The organism is Brevibacterium oceani (assembly GCF_013623835.1).
GTDB classification, from domain to species: Bacteria; Actinomycetota; Actinomycetes; order Actinomycetales; family Brevibacteriaceae; genus Brevibacterium; species Brevibacterium oceani.
The window spans coordinates 387,919-408,367 of the sequence record NZ_JABKDE010000002.1 but is presented as its reverse complement, the minus strand read 5'-3'; the positions used below and the strand labels follow the sequence as shown (position 1 = coordinate 408,367).

The 20,449-nt window shown below is 67.3% G+C and carries 18 protein-coding genes; 10 read left to right on the top strand and 8 right to left on the bottom strand.

The features are described from left to right. Positions 1 to 73: 73 nt before the first annotated feature. The 6 genes from HK401_RS05215 to HK401_RS05190 form a co-directional block, all read right to left on the bottom strand. Complete coding sequence (locus tag HK401_RS05215; RefSeq protein WP_181273594.1) at positions 74 to 3,265, bottom strand: hypothetical protein; 3,192 nt, start codon at positions 3,263 to 3,265, stop codon at positions 74 to 76. Positions 3,266 to 3,335: 70 nt separating this feature from the next. Continuing rightward, positions 3,336 to 3,602 carry a hypothetical protein gene (locus HK401_RS05210; RefSeq protein ID WP_181273593.1) on the bottom strand — a complete coding sequence of 89 codons (267 nt, stop codon included), beginning with the start codon at positions 3,600 to 3,602 and terminating at the stop codon, positions 3,336 to 3,338. A gap of 3 nt (positions 3,603 to 3,605) precedes the next feature. Further along, positions 3,606 to 5,438, bottom strand: coding sequence for a DNA primase family protein (locus tag HK401_RS05205; RefSeq protein WP_181273592.1), 1,833 nt, complete (start codon positions 5,436 to 5,438; stop codon positions 3,606 to 3,608). A 1,219-nt stretch (positions 5,439 to 6,657) separates the two neighbouring features. After that, positions 6,658 to 7,077, bottom strand: a complete 420-nt coding sequence (locus HK401_RS05200; protein WP_181273591.1) for a hypothetical protein — start codon at positions 7,075 to 7,077, stop codon at positions 6,658 to 6,660. Between the two features lie 165 nt (positions 7,078 to 7,242). Further along, the gene (locus HK401_RS05195) at positions 7,243 to 8,055 is read right to left on the bottom strand and encodes a CPBP family intramembrane glutamic endopeptidase (protein ID WP_181273590.1); all 813 of its coding nucleotides are present in this window, start codon (positions 8,053 to 8,055) and stop codon (positions 7,243 to 7,245) included. Continuing rightward, positions 8,052 to 10,043: a DHH family phosphoesterase gene (locus HK401_RS05190; protein ID WP_219921720.1), complete on the bottom strand. Its 1,992-nt coding sequence runs from the start codon at positions 10,041 to 10,043 to the stop codon at positions 8,052 to 8,054. Before HK401_RS05190 ends, HK401_RS05195 begins: the two co-directional genes overlap by 4 nt. A 143-nt stretch (positions 10,044 to 10,186) precedes the next feature. Here HK401_RS05190 and HK401_RS05185 point away from each other — a divergent pair, with 143 nt between their 5' ends. Next, positions 10,187 to 10,510 carry a histone-like nucleoid-structuring protein Lsr2 gene (locus HK401_RS05185; protein ID WP_258234008.1) on the top strand — a complete coding sequence of 108 codons (324 nt, stop codon included), beginning with the start codon at positions 10,187 to 10,189 and terminating at the stop codon, positions 10,508 to 10,510. A 103-nt stretch (positions 10,511 to 10,613) separates the two neighbouring features. Here the strand turns inward: HK401_RS05185 and HK401_RS05180 are convergent, their stop codons facing one another. Both HK401_RS05180 and HK401_RS05175 read right to left on the bottom strand, forming a co-directional pair. Further along, positions 10,614 to 11,099, bottom strand: coding sequence for an SLOG family protein (locus HK401_RS05180; protein WP_181273588.1), 486 nt, complete (start codon positions 11,097 to 11,099; stop codon positions 10,614 to 10,616). A 67-nt stretch (positions 11,100 to 11,166) separates the two neighbouring features. Beyond that, positions 11,167 to 11,493, bottom strand: coding sequence for a hypothetical protein (locus HK401_RS05175; RefSeq protein ID WP_181273587.1), 327 nt, complete (start codon positions 11,491 to 11,493; stop codon positions 11,167 to 11,169). A 2,042-nt stretch (positions 11,494 to 13,535) separates the two neighbouring features. On the opposite strand from HK401_RS05175, the gene HK401_RS05170 reads away from it, so the two are divergent. The 9 genes from HK401_RS05170 (at position 13,536) to HK401_RS05130 (ending at position 20,416) form a co-directional block, all read left to right on the top strand. Continuing rightward, entirely contained in the window at positions 13,536 to 13,979 is a 444-nt protein-coding gene (locus HK401_RS05170; protein WP_181273586.1) for a hypothetical protein, read from the top strand. 46 nt (positions 13,980 to 14,025) lie between these two features. Next, positions 14,026 to 15,336 (top strand): acetate and sugar kinases/Hsc70/actin family protein, encoded by a 1,311-nt coding sequence (locus HK401_RS05165; protein ID WP_181273585.1) that lies wholly within the window; start codon positions 14,026 to 14,028, stop codon positions 15,334 to 15,336. Continuing rightward, positions 15,336 to 15,719 carry a hypothetical protein gene (locus tag HK401_RS05160; protein ID WP_181273584.1) on the top strand — a complete coding sequence of 128 codons (384 nt, stop codon included), beginning with the start codon at positions 15,336 to 15,338 and terminating at the stop codon, positions 15,717 to 15,719. The genes HK401_RS05165 and HK401_RS05160 overlap by 1 nt, the downstream gene beginning before the upstream one ends. After that, positions 15,719 to 16,327, top strand: a complete 609-nt coding sequence (locus HK401_RS05155) for a hypothetical protein (RefSeq protein ID WP_181273583.1) — start codon at positions 15,719 to 15,721, stop codon at positions 16,325 to 16,327. The genes HK401_RS05160 and HK401_RS05155 overlap by 1 nt, the downstream gene beginning before the upstream one ends. 2 nt (positions 16,328 to 16,329) lie before the next feature. Next, on the top strand, positions 16,330 to 16,806 hold the full coding sequence (locus tag HK401_RS05150; protein ID WP_181273582.1) for a hypothetical protein: 477 nt from the start codon (positions 16,330 to 16,332) through the stop codon (positions 16,804 to 16,806). Continuing rightward, positions 16,803 to 17,177 carry a hypothetical protein gene (locus HK401_RS05145; RefSeq protein WP_181273581.1) on the top strand — a complete coding sequence of 125 codons (375 nt, stop codon included), beginning with the start codon at positions 16,803 to 16,805 and terminating at the stop codon, positions 17,175 to 17,177. Before HK401_RS05150 ends, HK401_RS05145 begins: the two co-directional genes overlap by 4 nt. A 3-nt stretch (positions 17,178 to 17,180) precedes the next feature. After that, positions 17,181 to 17,492, top strand: a complete 312-nt coding sequence (locus tag HK401_RS05140) for a WhiB family transcriptional regulator (protein WP_181273580.1) — start codon at positions 17,181 to 17,183, stop codon at positions 17,490 to 17,492. Between the two features lie 146 nt (positions 17,493 to 17,638). Next, positions 17,639 to 18,805, top strand: a complete 1,167-nt coding sequence (locus HK401_RS05135; RefSeq protein ID WP_181273579.1) for a hypothetical protein — start codon at positions 17,639 to 17,641, stop codon at positions 18,803 to 18,805. Between the two features lie 174 nt (positions 18,806 to 18,979). Continuing rightward, on the top strand, positions 18,980 to 20,416 hold the full coding sequence (locus HK401_RS05130) for a M50 family metallopeptidase (protein WP_181273578.1): 1,437 nt from the start codon (positions 18,980 to 18,982) through the stop codon (positions 20,414 to 20,416). Positions 20,417 to 20,449 lie beyond the last annotated feature (33 nt).

The window sequence follows — 20,449 nt, the reverse complement described above, 5'->3', positions numbered from 1 at the left end:
CGCGCCGTCGCTCCAGGGATCCTGGTGACGTGCGCGGCACCCCGTTCTCGGATGCGCTGCGGCGGGCGGGCGCTCAGGCGGCGTTGCGCCAGTTCTTCTCGAACGTCTCGCGGAGCATCCCCGTGTAGACGTCCAGGTCGAGCGACTCGATGAGCCCTCGGACCCGCTCCTCGCCGAGCGTGTGCAGGTCGTCGTTGACGATGAGCATCGGCCACGCCGGGTCGATGCTGTTGATCCTGCGCACCACGACGTCCTGATCGTCGGGGACCCTGACGAGTCCGTCGCCGGAGCTCGCCTCGGCCCGTGAGATCGCCCAACCGTGGTGCCTGAGCACGTCCACGGCGACGGGGTCGCGCCGAACGCCCTGGTTGCCCGTCTCCCGGCGCTTGGCCTGGCTGGCGGGATTGACCTTCCACGCGCCGGCGTTGAGCAGGCTCGTGGCCCGAGCGGTGCCGGGTCGCACGATGAACACGCGGTTGATCATCTGCAGGGCCCGGTGCTCGCCGAGCCCGGCCACGTTCCCGTTGTCGTCGGTCTCCACGCCCACTGCGGGGTCGATGGGGGCGACGGCGAACGGGTAGGTGATCGAGCCGCGCGAGGCGGCGATGACGTTCTGGAACAGGCGCAGCGTCTTCACCGGGTCGTCGGGCTTGACGGCCTCGTGGATGAGCTTGCGACCGAGCTCAGGATCGAAGGGCTCGGCCAGCGACTCCTCGCCGCGGCTCGAGACCGTCTGCAGGTACCGAGCCAGGGCGAAGTCGATCACCGCCGGGTGCGCCAGCGCCTTGTCGGGCCGGGGCCCGCCGTGGCACGCGAGGGTGCCACCGCCGGCAGCGGTGATCTTCCACTCGGGCACGGTCAGCGCCTCGTACTCGGCATCGCTGAGCTGCGGAACCTTGTGCCGTTTGGGGCGCATGAGCTCCAGCCGGTTGTTCGAGTCCTTGGAGATGAGGAACATCGGCTCGGGCTCGATGTCGACGCCGATCTGCGCCGATTGCTCGTCGAGCACCCGGTTGTTGGTTTCCCAGTCCAGGACCGAGTAGAGGCCGTCGGTGTTGGTCGAGATGATCCGCGCACCGGCGAGGGTCTGGGCCTGGCCGATCCGCCAGCTGAAGAGCTGACCGAGGATGCGCATCGAGATGATCTGGTTGTTCATCCTGATGGGCGTCCTGTGCGCCGCGTCGCCCGCGCCCGAGGCCGAGTTGAGGATCAGCTTCGTCCCGTTGCGCAGCGTGGTCAGCCGCGATTGCTCCTCCTCGGTGATCTCGGGATTCTTCAGCATTTCTCCATAGCGCTCCTTGTCGAAGAAGATCTTCGCGTAGCGGTCCTCGCCCAGCTCGGGGTTGTAGAACGCCCGCATGTTGCGCAGCAGGTTCGGGTAGTAGCTCGTGAAGTCCTCGTGGATCACGTGCCCGGCGGAGGTGCGCGCGTACTTCGGGTGCAGCTTCGTCGATCCGTCCTGCTTGGCGACGAACAGCTCCGGGGCCTTCTTCGCCGGCTCCTCCCGATAGGTCGCGCCCGTGGCCGTGGTGGTGGCCAGGACGGTCTTGCCGACGAGCACGGTGCCGTCGGTCAGGGCGACGTCGAGCTTGTGCTCCTCCGGACGCTGGGCGGCCAGGAGGTCGGCCGGGTCGGGCACGAGCTCCTGGGCGCGAGCGAGCTGCTCGGCCTGGATCGGCTCGTCCTTCTTCGGCTTGCGGTACTTCACCTTCTCCGGGTCGGAGCCCAGCAGCACCAGGCGCTTGTCGACGACCGAGCCGTCGGGCAGCGGCAGCATGCTGTGCTGGTCCTTGGCGGCGGCGACGAAGTCCTTCGCGTCGGGGAAGACGCGCCTGGCCCTGTCGATCATCATTTCCTGCGCTTCCCGCTCGAAGGCGTCGATGCGGTACGTGGTCATGTCGGCCTCGGCCCCGTGGATCCCTCCGGTGGAGAAGGTCGCGAAGCACGCCGAAGGCTGGGCCCCGGGCAGGAAGTACGGGAGGTTGTTCGCAGTCTTGGGCACGTCGCGCAGCGACCACGCCGCGGGGCCGGCGGGGAAGGCCTCCCGGTACTCCTCGGAGTCGTTGAAGTTCTGACCCTCGATGACCCGGTAGTAGCCGGCTACTTTCATGAACTGCGCGTGAGCCTTGGCCTGGGCTGGATCGCTCGCGCGGTCGGGCACGACCTCGTCCTCGAAGAAGCGGATGCACTCGTCGAGGACGTTGACCGGTTCGACGCCGCGCTCCGCGGCGACCTCGGGGTGCGGGTACATGAACGACACCGATTCGATGTCGCACAGGCTCGCATACGGCGCGAGGATCCGGCCCACGAACTTCGCCGACGACGAGTCGATGGCCAGGCGGTCCCGGCGCACGGAGCCGCTCTTGGAGTAGCGGGTCTCGTCGTACTGGTAGAGCAGGCCGGCCTTGAGGTCGAAGGCGCTGGAGTACGTCGGGTGCTCGAAGAGCTGGGACAGCCCGAGGCAGTCCGAGACGTTGTAGGCCAGCAGCTCGTAGAGCTCCTCGACCGTGGCGATCGAGGTGTCGTGGCTGAGCTTCTCGGACTCCTTGATCTGGTGGCCGAGCATGCCGAGCAGGCGCTTGAGGCCGACCTTCTGCTGCAGCTCGTTGAGCCGGGCGACGTCGAGGTGGCGGCCCGAGCGGAGCATCGACATGCGGATCTTCGCGGCGGGGTCGTCCCAGCCGAGCGCCTTCGGCATGTAGTCGATGTAGTCGGCGCTGAACAGCTTGTCGTTGTGCTCGCGCATCTTGTCCGCCGTGACCTGCTGGAACAGCGACTGCCCGTGCGGAGCCGGGAAGGCCTCGCTGAGGTAGAGCGCGATCATGGTCGTGTCGTAGTTCATCGAGTTGTAGCCGGCGAGGAAAGGGTGCTCGGCCGGGTCGTACTCGGGGTCGGTGTCGCACACGGGCCGCAGCGCGTCAGGGTACTTCGACTCCTCGCCGCGGTGGCAGACCTGGTCGGCGTCCGAGAGGCCGATGAGCTCGGCGAGACGGAGGTTTCCCTTCTCGCTGCGCAGGTTAAACAGTTTCACGCGCACGGCGGGCAGCCCCGGGTTCGACGCGAGGATCGCCTCGTAGAGCGCCTGCGGATCGACGGAGACGTCGATCGCGTCATCATCGGCGAGGAAGAACACCTCGAGCTCGTCCAGGGTGCCGACGGGCCGGGGCGTGTAGGCGCAGAGCGAGAACACGTTCGACAGCGACTCGATGTCGTAGAACGTGAACAGCGACGTCTCGGCGGTGACGGGGGAACGGGATGTCGTCATGGTGGGTCTCCTTGGGCGTCGGCCCCTCGGCCGGTGCGTGTTCATCGGGACGAGGGGTGGGCCGCGGTCTCTAGCGGCGCTCGTGGCGTCCGATGGGGTCGTGGGGCGAGCGTCGCCGAGGCATCTCCATGCGCTCGACGGCCTCGTCCATCAGTCGCTTCTTCTCTTCGGCGTCGGTCGAGATCTGCGAGCGGACGATGAGGCTGGTGATCCGCTGCTCGCGCGCGACGTCGGTGAGCGCGGTGGCCACGCGGGCCTGCTGCTCGGCGACGGAGTGCATCGCGTCGACGAGGCCGCGCAGCTGCTCGTTGTCGGCGATCTCGATCTTCTTGGGCATGCGTCAGTCCTGTTCTTCGTCGGATGAGGAGGCGGCGGCAGGGCCGAGGTGCCGCAGCAGGCCGCGGTAGTTGGCCTGGAGAACGGGCTGGCCGATCTTCTGCGGGTCCGAGCCCTTGTAGGACGGGTTCGCCCACTTCTTCAGCTCGTACTCGGCAATGAGGGGCTCAGGGGCGCTCATCATCTGGCCGGGGCGGTGCTTCTTGTTCTTGTCCGCGCAGTGCCACAGCGGGTCGGCCCGGACGATCGCGACGAGGTCGGTGATGAACTGCTTGTTCGACACCGGCGAGCCCGAGGGCGAGACGTCGGAGAACCACGCCTTGTACAGGTCGTACAGGAACGTGAAGGGCGCGAGGTCCCACACCAGCCGGAGACGGAACTCCTCCCAGAAGGCGCGCACCGGGTCGTTGAAGTCCTTGTATTCGGCGAGGACCTCCTTGGTGGCCACCGGCTCGGAGAGCTGGTAGTAGTTCCCGGGGTCGGCAGCGCCGGCGCGGTTGATCGCGTACCAGAAGACGTACTCGAGGACTTCCCTGCGCTGCAGGTAGTCGTCCTTGATGTACTTCTTCTCGCGCCCGGTGAAGGACTTCGTGAACGGCACGAACAGCTGCCTGCGGTAGAACGACTCGCTCTTGTCCTTGACCCGAGGGAACTCGTTGAGGCACTGGATCATGAAGCCCCAGAACTGGTAGGCCACCGGCATCCGGTACTTGCGGTTGATCTGGATGACGTCGTTGGTGACGATCGCCTTGAGGTTGGCGGCCTTGTCGATGAAGGTGCCGACGTCGTTCTCGTCGACGATGATCGCGTTCGCGCGCACCAGGGGCTCGAGGGCGAAGTCCTTGCCGAAGTCGCTGAGTGGGATCGACGTGTGGGCCCGGGCTCCGAGAAGGTTGCGCATGAGCGCGCACAGGGTGCCCTTGCCATTGTTGCCCTGCTCGGAGTAGAACCAGGCGCTCTTGCCCCAGCGCACGTGCGGGCGGATGATCGCGCCGATGATCTCCCAGATCAGCTCGGCCATGCCCTCCTGGCCCGGCTGATCGAAGAACTCCTCGATCCAGGACACGACGTCCCAGTCGCCGTCGACCGCGTGCGCGATGACGGGCAGGTCCGGGTCGTCGACGTACTCGATGTCGTTCTTGGTCAGCAGGATGATCGCCGGGTCGAAGGGGTGGACCTGCTTCGGCTCGAAGTGGAAGTCGACCCCGTGGATCGTCGTGTCCAGCGGATCGTTGCCGTAGAAGACGATGCCGTTGCGGGCGGCGATGAAGTCAGGGTGCGTGCTCTGGTGCCGGCGCGGGCTGTCTTCGCGCAGAACCGCCAGGACCTCCTTGAACTCGTTGAGGCTCAGCTGCGTGTTGTACTGGCGCGCCGTGGTTCGGACGTCGTCCTCGCTGGTGGTGTACGTCCCGCGGGCGGGGCCGGTGGCCTGGTACATGGCCAGCAGGTCGTATTCGCGGTCGGTGTCCTTCGCGTTGGGAGCGATGCGGATCACGTGGTGCAGGCGCAGGAGCACCTGCGCGACCTGCCAGTAGGTCAGCGTGCGCTGCAGCGGCAGCTTCTCCTGGGACGTGGAGGCCTTCGGGTTGACCATCTTCAACACGCCGTTGACGACGCTGAGCAGCTGCTTCTCGAGCAGACGGGGCTCGGGCGGGTCGTCGGGGTCGACGGCGTCGAGGTACGCGGCCGTGGCGACGGTGACGATCTCGTTCTGCGGTGGGACGCCGTCGAAGGAGGCGAAGCGGTTCTTGGTCGCGGTCGCCGCGTCGGCGACGGGGTTGGAGGCTCTCGTCTGGCCTGTGCCGGCGTCGGACGTGGGTGCGTCAGGTGTCGTCATGATGCTGTCTTTCTCGACCTGTCGAGACACCGACCGACATGTGAGTGGGAAGTCGATTGGGCTCGTAATCGAATAGGAACGTGGTCTTGACTCTATGTCATTCGAGTCGCCTTTCGCAACGTCTCGCCCGTGAGTCGAGTGATGGTATCGCCGGAGGCCGACACGTGTCTTGTCAATGACTCGGTCGGGTCGCGCCGATGCTCCAGGAGGACCCTCCCGCTGCCACGGGAGCAGATCCGATACGCATGAGACGCACGTGGTCCGGCCGGGGCGCATGCCCCGCGGGACCACGGCGCTCTCGCGCTCCCCCGCGCTCCCGCGGGCGGCGTCAGCCGCCCGACCCCTCAGGATGCGAACGCCGAAAGATGGGCCGGAGTCCAGGAGAAGAGCCCCAGGACAGGCCGGAAGGAGGTCGCGCAGAAAGAGGAGTCGGCGGATGCGTACCCCGTCGAGGTATAGGCGAGACGTACCACGAACGTGGTACACACGTTTGCCCTGGTCAGGCCAGGTAAACGAGGGACGGGCAGCGGGAGATGTACCACGAAGAATTCAGACGTGGTACATGCATTCGGCCTGGTCAGACGGGCTTTATATACCCCATGTACCACTTGTACCAGGAAATAGGAACCTTTATATACGCGTGGGGGATGTATCTATAGAGGTTGCGGGCAGCCGGGCAGAACCCCCGGACGACCCTTCAGAATCTCTCTTGCGCCGAGGGTCACGATGAGGTATTACGCGCGCACGCTCACGCATATGAAAAGCTCAGATTCTGCTGGTACACGTGGTACATCGTCAGAAAATGGGGCGTGACCAGGGAGAACGGGGTACCACGAGGCGCATTTCACGTGGTACGCCCTCCGGTACACGTGGTACAGGGCGCGGTAGGCTGTGGGCTCGAGGGCCACTGAGATCCTGTCGACGACCACTCGCGTACGATGCGAAGATCTTTCGGATCCAGTGTCGACAGGCAGCGCCTCCCCCATCGGTTGCATCCCCGGAATGACGCGGATCTGCGAGTCGGTGATCATTGTGCGTCATCAGTCGACCCTGGTAGACTGGGCTGCAGGTGCACAGGCGGGCTGTCGTCCGATCCAAGATGTGTTGTCACACCGGAACGTGAAAAAGAAAGGCCGGAGAGGGATCCCCGTGGGAAGGGAGCCTCTCCGGCCTTTCTCATGCGTACACGCGTGGCGAGGATGGTGCTCGGCCGCAGCGCTCACCTCGTGGCGAATGCTTCGTGGCCGAGTCCTCGCGAGGACCCCGCATCGGGGGGTCCGGGCCTAGTGCTGCGAGACCGGGCCGTGTCTTCCACGGCGTAGACGATCTCGCAGGTGATCTGGATGTTCCGGTTGCAGGGGATGATGCCCTCGGTCCGGCTCATCGCGAGCTTGCGGAACCCCGGGACCATGTCGGCATCAGCGTAGAAGCGGGCCATGAGCCTCTTCATCCTGCTGCGGGCCTGGTCCCGGCTCATTCCGGTCTCGGACAGGGTGAACACGTGAGTGTGGCCCTGATCGAAGGTCGGGGTGCGACCGGTGTCGAAGGCGAGGCCGATCTTCGCGCCGCGGACCTCGAAGGGGTCCGGTGCGACGATGCGTCCTCGGGCGTCGTAGACGCACGGTGCGATCTTGGACATGTCGGCCTCCCTCCTCTCTTACGGTCTGCGGGACTGACCTCTGTCAGCCAGCCACCCGGTGACCGGTGCCCGGTCACCCAGCCACACCCGGTCCGAGCGAGGGTGACCCGCAGGGTCAGGCCCTCGCGGACCGCCACCGACCACCACGGAGTGTGGGAGCGGGCCTCACGCTCCCGTCCGCTCCTCCGCCGCCGGCACGACGACCCTGATCGTGAACAGCGCGACGGACGCGGCGAAGGCGACCAGCAGGGAGCCCGCTGCCAGAGGTTCGGCCAGCAGGGCGAGGAAGCCCGCAGGAACGAGGACAGCGGCGAGGTTGAAGCCGACGTGCATGAGCACGCACGGCAGCAGCGTCCTCGTCCGTTCGTAGGCCAGGGCCACGAGGACGGCCAGGGGCAGGATTGCGACGAACTGGACGACGTTGGCGTGCACCAGGCCGAACACGGCGGCGGTGATCGTCGTCGAGACGACGATGCCGATCCTGCGCCGCAGCAGGGGGTAGACGAGGCCGCGGAACAGCGCCTCCTCCCCCACGGGGGCGAGCACGAGCGTGAGCAGCGCGGTGACCGCGACGCCGGCGGCCTGGCGCACCTCCGCTGAGTCCTCGAAGCCCGGAGAGCCCTGCGCGAGGTAGGCCCACTTGGACGCAGCCTGCCCGGCGAGGAAGGCCAGCACCGCAAGGCCCGCCAGCGCGAGCCACAGATGCGGCGTCGTCGACGGCCGGGGTCGGGACGGCGCGAAGGCGAACCACGACGGCCGCCAGCGGCGCAGCACGACGACGGCGGCCGTGGTCGCCGCGGCGGCGACGAGCGTGCCGAGCAACGGGTTCTCCGTGAACGGCCCCACGGCGAGGGCGATGCCGACATAGGCCGCGACAGCACCGATCGGGACGAGCACTGCCCAGCCCACCGGGATCAGGACGGAGAGCAGACCGCTCCACCCGCTCGTGCTGGGCGGAGCGGTCTGCGACCGGCTCATGCGACCTCCTCGATCCGCTGGTCGATGACGGCCTGGACACGGGTGTCGCCGCGGAATGCGTTGAGCTGGAGCTTCGCGACGAAGCGCAGCGTCCCCACCTGGGTCCTGCTCGCCCGACGAACGGCCTCGGCGACCTCGTCGAAGTGCTTCTCGGCGGCGTTCCACCACAGGCAGGACAGACCCGACCGGGTGATCAGCCGCAGGTGGCGCTTGCACAGGCGGCAGACTTTGAAGCCGCGCGCGTTGAGGACGAGGTTCTCCTCGACGCGCTCGTGATCGCAGTCGGCGTCCGAACCGATGCGGTCGACGCGCAGCCCCAGGGGCTCCAGCGCGATCTCGAACACCGGCTCGGTGAAGTCGTGCCCGAAGGGCTTCATCGACTCGACCCGACGGACGACGTCGAACAGCGGCTGCAGATCCTCGAGGCCGGCGTCGCAGTCGTCGTCCGGCCCCAGGACGAGGTCGCCCCTGCGCTCGTCCGTGTCGACGGCGAGGAGGGCTGCGGACGTCGCGTCGCGCAGCACGGCGACGAGGTCGTCGAGCATCTCGGCGCGCTCGACCTTGACGCCGCAGGCCTGCTGGTGACCGATGGCGGACAGGCCGTCGTGCGGGTCGAGGCTGGAGATGATGTCGAACCAGCCCGGTGCCCGTCCCGAGCCCGAGACGAACTCGTCGGGACGGCTCGGGCGGTTCATGACGACGACCGGGTGCCCCTCGCGCTGCATCATCTGACTGGCCAGGAGGCCGTACATGCCCGGATAGGCGTCGGAGAAGTACACCCAGGGGGCCAGCGGCTGGTGGCCGGCCACGAGCTCCTCGAGATGGACCTCCGTGAGCTCCTTTCGCCTCTCGTTGCCCTGGATCACCCGGTGCATCGCGGCCAGCGCGTCGTCCGGGTCGGCGGCAGTGAACACCTCGAAGCAGTCGTCGAGGGGTCCGCCGATGCGGCGGGGATGGTTCATCGCAGGGGCGAGGTAGAAGCCGTAGAACCCCTCGTCGAGGTCACCGACGTCGCGGAGCTTGCCCGCCTGCGCGAAGGCCTTGAGCACGAGGGCGAAGCCGGTGAAGGCGCGCAGGAACGCCGGGTGGTGGTCACCCGTGCGCAGCAGCTGCAGTAGCACGGCCTGATCGACGTCGATGGCGTCGGGGTCCGGGTCGAGGCCGCCCCAGGGGTTCGGCACCGTTCTCGGCGCGGGCATGCGCAGCAGTCGGGCGATGGACACGGAGTCCCGGACGAGCTGCCTGTTCTCGAACAGCAGCGGCATCACGTCGGAGACGGTGCCGAGACCGGCGAACAGCCGGAGTAGGCGGATCTCCCACTCCTTGTCCGGTCGGTGGGTCGCCGCGAACGCCTCGAGCACCTGGTAGAGCACGTGCGCTCCGCAGATGCCCGGGTGGGCGTAGGTCTCGTCGATGCGGCAGGGGTCTACGGTGACGTCGGCCGTGGATCCGGGGTCAAGCTCTTCGTGGTGGTCGGTCACGAGCGTGGTCCAGCCCCGAGCGCGGGCGGCGGCGACGCCCCGGTGGGAGTTCACTCCCCCGTCGCAGGTGAGCAGGACCTTGGTGTCCGGCCACTTCTGAGCGACCTCGGCGATGTCCTCGGGGGTGAGGTCGTGGCCGCGTCGGTAGTCGGGGACGTGCAGCTCGACGTCGAAGCCGAGCTCGGCCAGCCCGGCATAACCGAGGACACCCGAGGAGATGCCGTCCATGTCGAAGTCGGGCGCGATGACGACCTTGCGGCCGGCCGCGCGGGCGTCCTCGAGCGCCTCGACCATGTCCTGCAACGAGAGCAGCTCGTCGTGCTCGGCCGACTCGATGGCGGCGAGGTACTCGTCGGTCCATCCACGGCGCTGGCAGAGCAGGTCGAAGAGGTCGGTCTCGTCGGCGAGGAGGTTGTCCTCGGAGGTCTGGGTGATGGTCATCGGGGGCCTCTCGATCAGGGTCGGGATCATCGGTGTTCCGGGGCTGCCCGGAACACACGTGTTCATGGTGCTATTTTAGCAGTCATGAATGTTCGGAAGTGCTCGTATAGCAGTGTTTTCGGCCTTGTCGGCGTCTGTGCGCATGAGTTGCGTGACGATCCGGGTGAATCACTGGATTAACGCCGGAGAGGTGGGCTACTCTCAGGAGTATGGCTATCGAGAAGATCATTAAATCGGACATCAGTGGCGAGATGGATGCAGCGACAGTCACCTTTGGACTGGGCGGCACTTGGTACGAGATCGACCTCACCGACGAGGAGCAGAAGGAGCTGCAGAAGCGGTTCACTGACTACCTCAAGGCGGGGCGCAAGGCGCAGGCGAAGCCGTCGAACCGGTTCGTCCCCGACACGACGCCCGAAGAGCGCGAGGAGATTCGCGCCTGGGCGAAGGAGAACGGCTACGAACTGGCCGATTACGGCAAGATCCCGAACAAGATCTACAAGGCCTACCAGGAGGCGCACTCGAAGAAGTAGACCGAAGGAGGTGCGCACCTGTCGCCACTTCACTGACCAGATCCGAGCCCCGGCATCGAGACGCGATGCCGGGGCTCAGTTGTTTCCTGGTGCAGTCCGGGGTTCAGCGGAGAACGTCGACCACCGAGAGGCCCGCGGACAGAGCACTATCCCTGCAGTGGACGGTTCCGTGCGAGAAGTGACCGGCAACGGCGGGAGCGAGCTGCTCGTGGCGTCGCCGGGAGCAGCCGGGCTTCGCGCACGGATCGAGGAAGGCGGCGCAGGCGACCGCAGTTCCTCGGTCGCGCATCCGCGAAGCCAGGTCGACCATCGCGAGGTTGCGCTCGAGACCGGCCTTTCTGCCGCGGGCTGACCAGTCGGCCGGGACCTCGATCACGTCGAACCCCGCGGCGCGCCACAGCCGCTCGGCCATGGCGTCCGCCCCGTCGCGGGCATGGCCTGAGATGAGCACGGGATTCGTGATGGGTGTCCTCCGCCAGGCCGACCAGATGTCGTTGAACGCCCGACGCATGGTCGGCTCGTCGTCCCAGGTGCGCGAACCGGTGATCAGCAGGGCGTGAGAGACGTGAGAGACCTGATCGATGGGCATGATCCGTGATCCTTTCTCGAAACTATTCTGCGAATGTTTTCCGGCACCTCTGGCCTGTGCGCCTCGGTCAGAACAGGGTCGGCTCGAGGCGGGCGACGACGGAGTGCCGCTCGCCGTGGAGCCGGACCCTGATCGACTCGTCCTCGATGTGGGAGACCACGTGCACGGTTTTCGTGCCGTCCTCGTCGCGCTCGACGTAGATGGTGCAGTCGGTCTCGCCGGAGTCGTCATCGAAGTCGACCTTGCCGAAGTTCTCCGCCGGCGTCGCCTCGGTCACCTCGGTGCCGTAGGGCAGCCAGGGCTTCGGCTCGCACCGCTCGCCGGTGTCGTAGGGGGTCAGCGTCTGCTGGGCCATCGTCTTCTCCTCGTCGTGATGGGTGTCGTCCTCGGGCATCGCGGGCGGACCCGACGGGGTCCGCTTCACCGCGGTGATCGAGCGCGCACCCGTGCCAGCTCCGCTGGCCCGGCGACCGGTGCCGAACCATCCGGTCCATCGCCTCTGGCGCGCCTGCGCGCTGACGCGATCGGTCGCCGCCTCCACACCTGAGCCGGGCGCGCAGCGCCGGGCGATCCACCCCTGCGATATCTCTAATGCCGCCGTGGTCCACCTGTGGATAACGCGCGGCGAAGCAGGGGTGGTCAACCCGAGCGGCGCGGGAGGAGGGACGACGAGCGCGCAGCGACGGGCCGGGTCCAGCAGGATGCTGGGGGCATGCCCGCAGACGAGCCCCAGTGGGGCTCGGCGAAGGGGGTAGGGAGCGCAGCGACCGGACAGAAGAAAGCGGTCGGCTATGCCGACCAACACGTCCTCGGAGCGCAGCGGAGAGGCCGAGCGGAGCGAGGGTCCGGAGGACACGTGTTGCAGCTTTCCTTATGCCCTTTTTCCTTCATTGCCGTCATCCACACCGTTCCACGGCTGGAGCGTTAGCGGAAGCCTGGAACATCAGGCGAAACGGGCCGTACCTCCTTGACCCGTACCCCTCCCCCTTTCCCGCGAAGCGGGGGTACGGGTCACGTCGTTTTGCCTGGTCATCACACTCTTATGGGGTTCACTCCGATTGCCGTCCGTGATACGGCCGTACCCCCACCTTGATCTGTCCTCGTGAGGCACGAGCGAGGAGGGGGTACGGGTCCATGCTCATAGCGCGTGCGCGCCGTCGGCGGCGGGGCGGAGTCCCGGGCTGTAACCCTCGTCATGACACCCTCGAGCCGCAGGCGTCGCACCGGCTGCCGCAGGCGTCACGGCCGTCGTCGCCGCAGGCGATCCTCATCCGCGGCGACTGCCGCGTCAGGCTGTGGACAACTCTCCGCTTCGTCCCTGTTCCGGCCAGCCGTGCCGGTTCCTGATCCCCTCTCGTCGCGTGGGACGCGATGACGAGTTCCGACCTTCTCATCGGCAGTCGTCGCGCAGTGCTCCGCCACCTTGCCCACGCTCCTCGGATCCGCCCGAGGGCGGGTGCCTCCACGACCTCTCGCAGGGCACCCGATCCACCGGCGATGCATTACTTCTGTCGCGCCGGCGCGACGTCCGCCGCCGTACGTGGGCGCATGGGAAGAAGAACGACCCGATCGTCGGCGCGCCTCCTGCTTCGAGCTCTGCTGCCCGTGCTTCGCCGACCGCGAGGCATCGGGGCGTCGAGGGCGTTCCACTAGGGCTCGATGCAGCGCCAGCTGCATCGAAGTTCTTCGGACCCTCGCTCCATGCGTGGGGCTATGTACCCTTCCTCATTCCCATCCATCCACACTTCCTGCGCGCACTCGGCGGCCCGATGCCGGACCTCGCTGCGACCCCTGCTCCGACCTGTCGCCGCCGTGTCGATACGACGCCGCCGCGGGGTGCGCCAGCACCCGTCCCGACTTCTTCGGCGGCCCCGATTCACCCGTCGCATTCGTGTATCGATGGTGACCGAGTGGGACACGAAGATGATCCGAGAGAGCACTCAAGTGATCCGCCGGTGCCGCAGTGACCGGATCGGGGCCTTGTCGAGTCGCTCGGGTGACTCGCAAAGCGTCTCCATGGTGTCTCTATGAGGGCACGAGACGGACGCGAAACGAGTCATTGTCGTGTCACCGGGAATCTATGCCCTGTGGGAGCACGGATGTGACTCGGTCCGAGCACGAGTGGGGCCCGAACCAGGCACCGCCTGACAGGCGTGGGCGCGAAAGTGTCCGATTGGTGCCCGATCTGGACACGACTGTGGTCGATAGGCGTCACCTTCGGGCCGAGTGCCGGTGGCGGTTCTCTGCGTCGAGCCTGGCGAGCATTGCGGTGCTCCACTGGTGTCCGACTCGGTATCGAATCGTGTCCGAGTCGCGTATTGCATCGTCACTCGATAGGGCATAGACTGGTCTCGAATCGATCACAGACAGGACGGTGATTCATATGGCATCGACGAGAGGATTCGTGATCGCCACTAACCCGGGAGGTGAGCGCTGATGGTGCAGAAGGCATCGGCGGAGCCGCGGAAGGTCCGATGGACCCTGCCCGCGGCCGACACCTCGGTGGCCGAGTGGCTCGACTCCCAGCACAGCGTCTCGGAGTCGCTGAGGCTCCTTATCCGCGAGGAGATCCAGCGAAGCGGCTACGCGGACATGGCGTACAAGCCGGTCGAGCAGCTGCCGCGGCGCGGTCGCCCGCCCAAGGACGCGGGCCAGGACGATGAGGACGATCGCGATGCTGGGCGTCGTCCCGGGCCGAAGGCACCGAAGCTGCCCGCTCCCGCCGACTGGGCAGAAGCGCCGGAGGGAGATCCCGGCGTCGAAGAGCAGACGCCAGCACCGGCCGAGGAGCCCGAGGCCGCCGAGCCCACGGCACCCGAGCAGCCGACGAGCGCGAAGGGCATCCCGTCCGGGATGAGCGACTTCCTCACCGGCTCGTGACCGACCCGTTCCGACACACGCATCCACCAGAACCGAAAGGCACCCCATGAGCAACAGCAGCGCAGCAGCACCCATGCAGATCACCGGCGGCATCGACGTCGGCAACGGCTACGTCAAGGGCGTCGTCCGCGGCCGCGTCGGAGGAAAGGACGTCTTCGACAGCGTCGACCTCCCTTCGGCCGTCGTGAGCACCTCGCGTGCGACGCCGAAGGTCCCCGAGGCTGACTCGCAGGCGACGAGCATCGTCGTCGAGGAGGACTTCTTCAACCGGGTCTCGGCATCGTTCACCACTCCCCTCGTCTCGCACTCCGATCTGCGAACGATGGGCCGGGCGGCCCTGACGATGCCCGGGTCGAAGTTCACCCAGTTCGAGGTCATCGGCAACCGATCGAAGGCCGACCAGGAGCTCAGCGCCGTGCTGGTGCTCGGCGTCTTCGCGGCCAAGGCCCTCAAGGACCACGTGCGGGCCCACGGCTCGCTGCCGGACTCCGAGCTGCGCGCCACGGTTCGCGCGGGCCTGGCCCTGCCGATCGCCGAGTACGTCCAGCGCCGCAGCGCGTTCGCTGCGCAGTTCATCGGAACTCTGGGCGCGGAGGACCCGGCAGTGCACCTGGTGACGATCAAGAACTTCAACACCCCGGTCACCGTGCGACTTGACTTCGCCGACGTGCAGGTTCTGCCCGAGGGCGCGTCCGCGCAGTTCGCGATCACCGACAAGGGTGCGCCCCTGGCCAAGGCTCTCCTCGACGACCTGGCCGCCGACGATCCCGCCGAGGCCGCCAAGCTGCAGGGCGTGACGCCCGAGGTCCTCGTCGGCGTGCGCAACACCATCGGCGTCGACGTCGGCGAGGGCACGGTGAACTTCCCGGTCTTCTCGGACGGAGGCTTCAACTCCGAGGCGGCCGCCACCCTCAACCAGGGCTACGGCACGGCGCTGACGAACGCGCTGGAGCAGATGTCGACCAGCGGCAGCGCGAACCTCGGGTTCGCCAACCGCAAGCAGCTGGCGGACTTCCTCCAGCAGACGCCGAGCCCGTTCACGCGCTCGCGCTTCGACCAGGCCAGCGGCTTCGTCGAGGAGGAGGCGACCTACCTCTGCGAGGAGATCGGGTCCCGCTTCCAGGACGTGCTCGCCGAAGTCGGCGGGACCACGGAGGTCGTCTACGTCTACGGCGGCGGCTCGGGCCCGATCAAGCAGATCCTGCGCCCGATCCTCCAGAAGGTCGCCGGCGACATCCCGGTCCTCTACCTCGACGCGGCGTACTCGCGCCATCTCAACCGCGAGGGCCTCTACCTGGCCGTGAAGTCCGTCGAGGAGGCCGCCGTGGGCGCGAGCGAGAAGAAGGGAGCCGCGTAATGAGCGAGGCTCAGAAGATCATCGACGAGCTGCACCGCAAGCACCACGAGACCGGCGAGCTGCTCCTCGCCCTCGCCGGTCTCCTCCCCGGCGAGCAGGGCTCCGGCTCTGCCGCCGCGGGCGGCGAGGCTGAGTCTGAGCACGACGAAGGCGCTCACCGCGGCATCGAACTCGGAGAACGGGTCCACCTCGACGAGGACATCTACAGCGCGCCGCCGGCGCACTCTCCCGCGCGGGTCTACCTCTTCGAGCAGTTCGACTCGGAGGCCCCGGCGGAGATGAACTGCACGCTCGTCGACGTCGCCACCGGCGACTGGCAGGTCCGTGGCATCGGCGAACTGGTCCCGGTCGACGACCGGGCCGACGAGGAAGGGGGTGTGTGATGACTGATCAGAATGATGTGTTCCATCTTCCGTATGCCCCTGAGGTTGTTTACGTCGACGGACATGAGCGCCGGGCTTGGATCGACGGCTATGTGTTTACTGGCTTCGGCCCGAAGCAGCTCTTGTCGGCCGCGGAGGAATGGTCGAGCGCGAAGATTGAGCAGTGCGGGTCTGATGAAGTGCAGGACCTGATCGATCACACCGATGAAGACCATATCGCGCGCACGCTTCGAGGCATCCACGAGATGAAGAGGGTTCTGAGCTCGATGGAGTGCCAGCTCGTGAAGGGTTGGCATGATCTCGCTCAGATGCCCGCCGACGAGGATCTGCCTGAGACCCGGTATCGCTCGGGCTGTGCCTGCCCTTCTTCGACGATCGAGGCCTGGGGCGCGATGCGTGCTGAGTACCGACTCCGCGACGACCTCTTCTACTGCCTCGAGTGCGGGCATCCGCTCAAGCCGACATGCACTTCGGATGTGAATGACGCCTTCCAGGAGGGCGGAAACATCCACCCGCGAGGCACGATGACGGACTCCGAGTTCGCTGCTTGGCTCGGCGGCCCGTTCCCGCGTGCGAAGTACTTCGTGCCCGTTCTGGAGGAGCCCTGATCATGGCCGCCCCCGTCAACTACACGACCCGCATCGACGCGGCGCAGACCGTCGCCGAGATGCAGGCGCTGCTCGCCAAGCACGGCGCACGCCGGATCGCCGTCGACTACGACGGCTCCGGCGTGCCCAGCTCGCTGGACTTCATGCTCGACACCCCGCACGGCCAGCGCGGGTTCAGTCTCCCGGCGAACGTCGACCGGATGGAGCGGTTGCTTGCCGCCGAGGAGAAGGCGGGCCGCCTGAAGTCGGGCAGCAGGGCCGAGCGCACGTCCCGCGCCCAGGCCGAGCGCGTCGCCTGGCGCGTGATGAAGACCTGGCTCGAGGCGCAGCTGGCGCTAGTCGCCGCCGAGATGGTCGACGTCGACCAGGCCCTGATGGCCTTCCTCGTCGTCGGCGACGCCGGGCAGACCCTCTACGAGGTCTACAAGGAGCGGGAGGCCCTCGCGCTTCCCGGCGGAACGGAAGGAGGCGCGGCATGAGCGCTTTCACGCAGGGCGTCGACGACCACCGGGCCACGGCGCAGGCACTCGTCGACGAGTTCAACGCCGTCGGCATCCGCGCAGAGATCGGCGCATACACCGGCGATCCTGCCGGTTCGTCGAGCACGGCGCTGATCCACGTCGAGCACGAGGGCACGGAGATCGCGCGGCTGTCGATCACCGCCTCCGACGGCACGGTCAGCTGGAAGGTCCCTGGCCGCGACCACGGCCACGAGATGCTCGCAGGCACGCCGGCAGCGCAGGTGACCGAGGTCGTCGCGCTGTGCTTCGCGGGCCGCTGCACCGACATCACACGTGTGCTCGATCAGAAGTTGCAGAGCTTGGAGAACACCACGGGAGAGGGAGCCTGAACCATGACCACCATCACCGGCGTCTCGTCCGGCACGGACGAGACCGACACTGACCAGTCCTGGCGCGAGCTCTCGAGCTGCCGTCAGATGAACCCCGATCTCTTCTTCTCCGGCGGCGGTGCCAGCCACAAGGCGAAGAAGGTCTGCATCGACTGTCCGGTGCGCGAGATGTGCCTGGAGCTGGCGCTGAAGAACGACGAGCGATTCGGCATCTGGGGCGGGCTGACTCGCGATGAGCGGGCGAAGCTGCAACGCACGCAGAAGAAGGGCGGGAAGAAGGAGCCCGCGCCCACCGCGAATCCGGTTGCGGCATGAGTGCGTGAATGATGCCCCCGGGCACGTCTGTCGAGACGTGTTCCGGGGGTTTCTCACATGCCTGTTATATAATCTGTGGACACGTCACTCGATGAGGAGTCGAGAGGGCGGACCCTACGACTTCGGATACAGGAAGAAGGTCAGCCATGGCCCAGCACGTCATCGACACATTTCCCACTTCCGCGCAGCGCACCCGTTCGGATGGGAGCACCGAGGAGGTCGACATCACGCTCGGGACCGGGCACGACGATGCCGGCCGCGCCCTCTTCGGCGAAGTGGCCCCGGAGGTCAGGGGGCATCCGCGGGAGTTCACGCATCGGACGTACCTCCTCGACGAGAACCTCGATCTGCGGGGCATGTCCCAGCGAGGGCTCCTGCTCGACGCCGGTGGCCCGGACGGCAACGACCGCCTCGAGGTCCCGCCTGGGCGCTTCGGCGCGGCGCTGTCGACGCTGGATGCGCCGGTCGCCGCCCTGAGGCCGGGCTCGCGCCCGACGATCTCGCACGGTGCCGTCGGCCCACGGATCCCGAGCGACGTCCTCGAGCGGGACGACGCGAGCGGCTCGGTGCGCCTGAACGATCCCTCCCCCACCACTCAGCTGTCGCGGGAGGAGGGCACCCGGCTCCCGGCCGACGTCTGGTTCGACGCCGCCGGCGGCATCGACCTGGACCGCACCGGGTACGTCGACGGCGACGTGCGTCATCTACACGCGGGCACCGTGCGCGATTGGATGGACGACAGGACCGCAGGTCCGGTGGAGGCGGCGAGGATCGCCTCCGACGACGCCGCCATCCAGGCCCAGGTCGAGTTCGAGGGGCAGGTCTCCCGCCGCGAGAACGCCGTCGCCGCTGAGGTGCCTTACGACCCGTTCGACGCCGCCCGCGACGCGGCGATGGATCCGCCTGGCGAGGACCCGAGCTTCGATGAGCTCGTCGTCCTCGAGGTCAACGCTGCCAGCCGAGACGGCGACGATGCGCGCCGCGCGCAGATTTTCGGCCTCGCCGCCCGTCAGGCGACCGCCGAGGACTACATCGACCAGCGCAACCCACACCATCCCGACACTCCCGCGCTGGCTGCGCGGGTGCGCCGCTCGGGGCTCGACGCCTATGACGCTCTCTACACCCGTGAGCGCATCGCCGAGGTGAGCCTGAAGATCGCCGACGACCTGGAGTCGTTCGGGATCGCCGATCCGGTCGCCCAGGCGCAGAAGCAGTCGATGAGCGCGGAGTCGTCGGCGCGGGCCGTCGACCGTCTCAGCTCCGGGTACGAGGACGCGTCCAACGAGTCAGTGCGGGAGGACCAGCTCGGCTGAACAGAGCCGCCATTCCCATTCGATCACCGATAGCGGCACGGTTGCCCTATCGGTGATCTGTCGATAGGCGTTGCAGGCATGAGAGAATAGACGTATACGAGACGAGTCGAATGCAACGAGACGAGGGGCGAGGATGGCTGACGAACGCATGTCGATCGAGGAGGCGATCCTCGGATGACCGCCTTCCTCTACGCGCTCGGGGTCGTGATCTTCCTGATCGCGATCTTCGTCTCGATCGCTCTCCATGAACTCGGCCACCTCCACTACGCGAAGAAGTTCGGGTGCCGGGTCAGCGAGTACATGGTCGGCTTCGGCCCGACGGTCTGGTCACGGAAGTTGGGCGAGACCGAGTACGGCATCAAGCTCGTGCCGCTCGGCGGATACGTGAAGATCATCGGCATGTTCCCGCCCGAGAAGGGCGAGACCATCGAGCAGGCGGTTGAGCGCTCGAAGGAGCTCAAGCGTCAGCGCGAGGCGGCGGCCGAGAAGCCCGGAGGCGGCGCGGACGCCGCACCGTCGCCGGAGCGCGAGCCGGAGGTCGTGCTGCGCAAGTCCAACACTGGACTGTTCGCGCAGATGGTCTCGCGGTCGCGCTCGGCGGAGTTCGAGCTGGTCGAGCCCGGCGACGAGGACCGGCTGTTCTACAAGCTGCCGTGGCATCGGAAGATGCTCGTCATGCTGGCCGGCCCGGGTGTGAACATCTGCATCGCCTTCGTCTGCTTCCTCGGCGTCTACGGGATCCACGGGGTCCACACCGTGGAGCCGACAGGCGAGCCGGTGGTCGCCACGGTCGCCGACTGCCTCATCGACGAGTCGGAGGGCCGCACCACGTGTGCGGCCGACGATCCGTACTCGCCGGCACGCATGGCCGGCCTCGAGGTCGGCGACGAAATCGTCGCCTTCAACGGGGAGCCGGTCGAGACCTGGGACGAGGTCTCGGCGCTCGTCCACGCCAACCAGGACGGGCCCCTGCAGCTCGACGTCGTCCGCGACGGAGAGCAGGTCTCGCTTTCGCAGACGTCGACCGTGACGATGGCCCGTGACCTCGACGGCACCGGCGAGACGACCACGGTCGGCTACCTCGGCGTCTCCCCCGTCTCCGAGGAGGTCGTCACCCGCCACGGCCCGATCTACACGATGATCCAGATGGGTGAGACGACCGCGCACGCGGTCACCTCGATCGCCCAGCTGCCGGTGAAGGTGTGGAACGTCGCGCAGGCCGTGGTCGGAGTCGACGAGCGCGACCAGGACGGCCCGATGTCGATCGTCGGCGGCTCCCGGCTCGCCGGCGAAGTCACCTCGTCCGATGCCGAGGGCCTCGACATCGGCGGGAAGACCGCGCTGCTGGTGATGTTCATCGGCTCGTTCAACCTCTTCATCGGCGTGTTCAACCTCGTCCCGCTGCTGCCGCTCGACGGCGGCCACATCCTCGGCGCGGCCTGGGAGGGGCTGCGCAAGGGCATCGCCAAGGTGCGCAGGAAGGCCGACCCCGGCTACGTCAACGTCGCCGCCCAGCTGCCGCTGGCGTACTGCATCGGCCTCGCGCTGGTGTCGATGGGCCTCGTGCTCATGATCGGCGACCTCGTCGTGCCGCTGCGCACCGGCCTGTAGGACTCCCACCCACTGTCCATCACGACCACGACC

Bases quoted from the DNA above. Each gene is read 5' to 3' on its own strand.
- HK401_RS05195 (WP_181273590.1), bottom strand. From the start codon at position 8,055: ATGAGCCGGTCGCAGACCGCTCCGCCCAGCACGAGCGGGTGGAGCGGT.
- HK401_RS05145 (WP_181273581.1), top strand. From the start codon at position 16,803: ATGAGCGCTTTCACGCAGGGCGTCGACGACCACCGGGCCACGGCGCAG.
- HK401_RS05205 (WP_181273592.1), bottom strand. From the start codon at position 5,438: ATGACGACACCTGACGCACCCACGTCCGACGCCGGCACAGGCCAGACG.
- HK401_RS05130 (WP_181273578.1), top strand. From the start codon at position 18,980: ATGACCGCCTTCCTCTACGCGCTCGGGGTCGTGATCTTCCTGATCGCG.
- HK401_RS05200 (WP_181273591.1), bottom strand. From the start codon at position 7,077: ATGTCCAAGATCGCACCGTGCGTCTACGACGCCCGAGGACGCATCGTC.
- HK401_RS05155 (WP_181273583.1), top strand. From the start codon at position 15,719: ATGACTGATCAGAATGATGTGTTCCATCTTCCGTATGCCCCTGAGGTT.
- HK401_RS05140 (WP_181273580.1), top strand. From the start codon at position 17,181: ATGACCACCATCACCGGCGTCTCGTCCGGCACGGACGAGACCGACACT.
- HK401_RS05210 (WP_181273593.1), bottom strand. From the start codon at position 3,602: ATGCCCAAGAAGATCGAGATCGCCGACAACGAGCAGCTGCGCGGCCTC.
- HK401_RS05135 (WP_181273579.1), top strand. From the start codon at position 17,639: ATGGCCCAGCACGTCATCGACACATTTCCCACTTCCGCGCAGCGCACC.
- HK401_RS05185 (WP_258234008.1), top strand. From the start codon at position 10,187: ATGGCTATCGAGAAGATCATTAAATCGGACATCAGTGGCGAGATGGAT.
- HK401_RS05190 (WP_219921720.1), bottom strand. From the start codon at position 10,043: ATGAACACGTGTGTTCCGGGCAGCCCCGGAACACCGATGATCCCGACC.
- HK401_RS05180 (WP_181273588.1), bottom strand. From the start codon at position 11,099: ATGCCCATCGATCAGGTCTCTCACGTCTCTCACGCCCTGCTGATCACC.
- HK401_RS05170 (WP_181273586.1), top strand. From the start codon at position 13,536: ATGGTGCAGAAGGCATCGGCGGAGCCGCGGAAGGTCCGATGGACCCTG.
- HK401_RS05165 (WP_181273585.1), top strand. From the start codon at position 14,026: ATGAGCAACAGCAGCGCAGCAGCACCCATGCAGATCACCGGCGGCATC.
- HK401_RS05175 (WP_181273587.1), bottom strand. From the start codon at position 11,493: ATGCCCGAGGACGACACCCATCACGACGAGGAGAAGACGATGGCCCAG.
- HK401_RS05160 (WP_181273584.1), top strand. From the start codon at position 15,336: ATGAGCGAGGCTCAGAAGATCATCGACGAGCTGCACCGCAAGCACCAC.
- HK401_RS05150 (WP_181273582.1), top strand. From the start codon at position 16,330: ATGGCCGCCCCCGTCAACTACACGACCCGCATCGACGCGGCGCAGACC.
- HK401_RS05215 (WP_181273594.1), bottom strand. From the start codon at position 3,265: ATGACGACATCCCGTTCCCCCGTCACCGCCGAGACGTCGCTGTTCACG.